General features: G+C 69.4%; 4 protein-coding genes. 1 reads left to right on the forward strand and 3 read right to left on the reverse strand.

Features of this window, described 5'->3' with window-relative positions:
• The 3 genes from D8Y23_RS16270 to D8Y23_RS16280 all read right to left on the reverse strand — a co-directional run.
• On the reverse strand, positions 1–1016 hold a 1016-nt coding region (locus tag D8Y23_RS16270; RefSeq protein WP_205797358.1), incomplete at its 3' end, for a dihydroxy-acid dehydratase.
• A gap of 9 nt (positions 1017–1025) precedes the next feature.
• Positions 1026–1805: a trehalose-phosphatase gene (otsB, locus tag D8Y23_RS16275; RefSeq protein ID WP_128219074.1), complete on the reverse strand. Its 780-nt coding sequence runs from the start codon at positions 1803–1805 to the stop codon at positions 1026–1028.
• Positions 1802–3265 carry an alpha,alpha-trehalose-phosphate synthase (UDP-forming) gene (locus D8Y23_RS16280; RefSeq protein ID WP_128219075.1) on the reverse strand — a complete coding sequence of 488 codons (1464 nt, stop codon included), beginning with the start codon at positions 3263–3265 and terminating at the stop codon, positions 1802–1804. The genes otsB and D8Y23_RS16280 overlap by 4 nt, the downstream gene beginning before the upstream one ends.
• Before the next feature lie 200 nt (positions 3266–3465).
• Here D8Y23_RS16280 and D8Y23_RS16285 point away from each other — a divergent pair, with 200 nt between their 5' ends.
• Entirely contained in the window at positions 3466–3720 is a 255-nt protein-coding gene (locus tag D8Y23_RS16285; RefSeq protein ID WP_128219076.1) for a hypothetical protein, read from the forward strand.
• Positions 3721–3759 lie beyond the last annotated feature (39 nt).

Genomic DNA, 3759 nt, shown 5'->3' on the forward strand with positions numbered 1-3759 from the left:
CCGCCGTGCCGGTCGACGTCGTTCATGACGTACTTGCCGAACGGCTTCATGTCGGCGACGTGGGGCACCTTGTCGCCGATGCGGTTGAAGTCGTGCAGCGACAGCTCGACCTCGGCCTCGTTGGCGATGGCCAGGAGGTGCAGGACGACGTTGGTCGAACCGCCCAGGGCCATGGCCAGCGCGATAGCGTTCTCGAACGCCTCCTTGGTGAGGATGTCGCGCGTCGTGATGCCCTGACGCAGCAGGTTGACCACCGCCTCGCCCGAGCGGTGGGCGAAGTAGTCGCGGCGGCGGTCGGCCGACGGCGGGGCGGCGGAGCCGGGGAGGCTGAGGCCCAGGGCTTCGGCAACCGAGGCCATGGTGTTGGCGGTGTACATGCCGCCGCACGCGCCCTCACCGGGGGCGATCGCGCACTCGATGCGCTTGAGGTCGGCCTCGCTCATCTTTCCCGCAAGGCAGGCGCCCACGGCCTCGAACGAGTCGATGATCGTGACGTCCTTCTCGGTGCCGTCGCTGAGCTTGACCCAGCCCGGGGCGATCGAGCCGGCGTAGAGGAAGACGCTGGAGAGGTCGAGACGGGCGGATGCCATGAGCATGCCGGGGATGGACTTGTCGCAGCCGGCGAGCAGCACGGAGCCGTCGAGTCGCTCGGCCATCATCACCGTTTCGACCGAGTCGGCGATGACCTCGCGCGAGACGAGCGAGAAGTGCATGCCCTCGTGGCCCATCGAGATGCCGTCCGAGACGGAGATGGTGCCGAACTGCAGCGGGTACCCGCCACCGGAGTGCACGCCCTCCTTCGCGCCCTGAGCCAGGCGGTCGAGGCTCAGGTTGCACGGTGTGATCTCGTTCCAACTCGACGCGATGCCGATCTGGGGCTTGTCCCAGTCCTCGTCGCCCATGCCGACGGCGCGAAGCATGCCTCGTGACGTGGTGGCTTCGATGCCGTCGGTGACGACGCGACTGCGGGGCTTGATGTCGAACTCGCCGGTGTTCGGATTCTGCGGAGCGGGCATTCTCGCAGTCTATTGCGCGTGGGCGACACGCTGACGCGCCACGGCCTCCAGCACGTCGACGAGGCCGTCGATGTCGGCGACCGTCAACGTCGCCGCCGTCTCGCGATCCCCCACATGGATGCCGAGATCCCCCGTCACGAGCGAGCGGAGGGCATCCTCGTCGGTGACGTCGTCGCCGGCGAAGATCACCGCCGTCGCGCCGACGCGCTCGCGCAACCGCTGCACAGCGGAATCCTTGCCCTCGTGCCGGAAAGCGAACTCGAGGATGTCGTGACCGGTGCGCCGTCGCCACTGCGGCGCCTCGGCCGCGACCAGGCGATCGGCGATCTCGCGCGCCTCGCGCGCGCTGTCGGTATGCGCCCTCCGGGTGTGGACGCCGACGCCGAACTCCTTGGGCTCGATCCAGACGCCCTCGAGGTGGTCGACGGCGGCGGTGATCTCGTTCTGGAGCCGGTCGCGCAGCGCGAGGTCGGCCGCGTCGTCGGGGTCGGCCTCCTCGCCCGCGCCCGGTACCCAGAGCTGCACGCCGTGGGACGCGGCGAGCCACACGGGCGACTCGTCGTCGTGCTCGGCGATCTCGCGTAGGTGCCCGAGCGACCGCCCCGAGACCAGGGCGACCGAGGTGGCGGGGAGAGCGGCCAAAGCGTCGACGGCGGCGCGCGCCCGCGGTGTCATCCGCGCCGTCATGGGATCGTCGACGAGCGGCGCGAGCGTCCCGTCGAAGTCGAGGGCGACCACCAGCACGGCCGTGGTCGAGACGGCCTCGAGCGCCGCATCCGCGGCGGTCACGACGCGTCCTCGGGCTCGTCGATCGAGGCGTCGACCTCGGCGGCCGCCGCGGCGCTGGAGGCACGGTCGTGGAACGTCGACAGCGCGTCGAGGAACTCGCGCGACCAGTCCTCCACGTCGTGATCGCGAACGCGTTTGCGCAGCGCTCGCATTCGGCGACCCTGCTCGGCGGCGGGCATGTCGATGGCGCGGATGATGGCATCCTTCAGGCCGCCGATGTCGTGCGGGTTGATGAGCAGCGCGCTGCCCATCTCGTCGGCCGCGCCCGCGAACTCGCTCAGGACGAGAACGCCGCGGTTGTCGATGCGGCTGGCGACGTACTCCTTCGCGACGAGGTTCATGCCGTCGCGAAGAGCCGTCACCAGCATGACGTCGGCCGCCAGGAACAGCGCCACCATCTCCTCGCGCGGGTACGACTGGTGCAGGTAGCGGATGGCCGTGTGGGTGGTCGAGTCATGATCGCCGTTGATGCGGCCGACCGTCATCTCGATCTCGTCGCGCAGCTGGATATAGGCATCCACGCGCTCGCGGCTCGGGCTCGCCACCTGGACGAGCGTGGCATCCTCCACCGTCGCCCTGCCGTCCTCGAGCAGCTCGCCCCAAGCCTTCAGGCGATGTCGGATGCCCTTGGTGTAGTCGAGGCGGTCGACGCCGAGCAGGATCTTGCGGGGGTTTCCGAGACCCTCGCGGATCTCCTTCGCGCGCTGCTGGATATCGGGGCGCTGGGCGAGCTCGATGTACGAATCGGCGTCGATCGAGATCGGGAACGCCTTCGCGAGCGCGACGCGCGTGCCGCCGTCGCCGTCCGGCACCGAGATGCCGCTCGCCTTGGTCTCGTAGCGCAGCTGGCGCCGAACGGCCCGCGCGAAGTTGCCGGCGTCGGCGACGCGCTGGAACCCGATGACGTCGGCGCCGAGGAGCCCCTCGAGCACCTGCTTGCGCCACGGCAACTGCGAATACAGCCCATAGGCCGGGAACGGAATGTGGTGGAAATACCCGATCGTGAGGTCAGGACGAAGCTCCCGCAGCATCTTGGGCACGAGCTGCAGCTGGTAGTCCTGCACCCAGACGATCGCCTTCTCGGAGGCCGCCGCGGCCGCCGCCTCGGCGAACCGCCGGTTCACGCGGACGTACGCGTCCCACCAGGCGCGCTTGTACGTCGGCGCCGCGATGACGTCGTGGTACAGCGGCCAGATCGTGTCGTTCGAGAAGCCCTCGTAGTAGTGCTGCACATCGGCCGCCGACAGCTCGACCGGAACGAGGAACGTGCCCTCGAACTCGAACGGCTCGAGGGTCACGTCGGGCTGCCCGGCCCACCCGACCCACGCGCCGTCAGCTCGACGCATGACGGGCTCGAGCGCGGTGACGAGACCGCCGGGCGAGCGACGCCACCCCTCCCCGTCGGGGGTGCGATCCACCGGCAGACGATTGGCGACGACGACGAAATCGGCCTGGGACACAGGTCCTCCTCGGTAGCTTCCTCTCAGGCTAACAGCGGGGTGAACGCGTCCCCGGGCCGAGCCGGAATGCGATAAACGCTCCTTCTCCCGAGACACTGTGCGCCGCGGCGTGCCTCGAGAGAATCGGCGTTTATCGCGAGGTGGTGAGGGGGATGTCAAGACGCAGGCGCACCGGAGCGGCGGGTCGCTAGGTTGGGGTCATGCGTCAGTACATCTTCGGAACCGGTCTCCTCAGCGCCATCACCGGCGGCGTCACGTTGCTGCGCGGACTTCGCAACGACGAGCCGTTCACGTGGCGCACCGCCCTGGCGTGGCTGAGCTGGGGCATCACGCTGGCGCTGGCCGTCGGCGCGGTCGTGGACACGCGCCGGGCCCGCCGCGGCAAGACGATCTCGGGCGACTCCCCCGTCTCCAAGAAGCAGCAGAAGCTCCTCAATAAGCGTCTGGCTCGCTGAACACGCGAAGGGATGCCACGGCCTCGGGGTCGTGGCATC

It is taken from the genome of Microbacterium enclense (assembly GCF_004022425.1).
Classification (GTDB): domain Bacteria; phylum Actinomycetota; class Actinomycetes; order Actinomycetales; family Microbacteriaceae; genus Microbacterium; species Microbacterium enclense_A.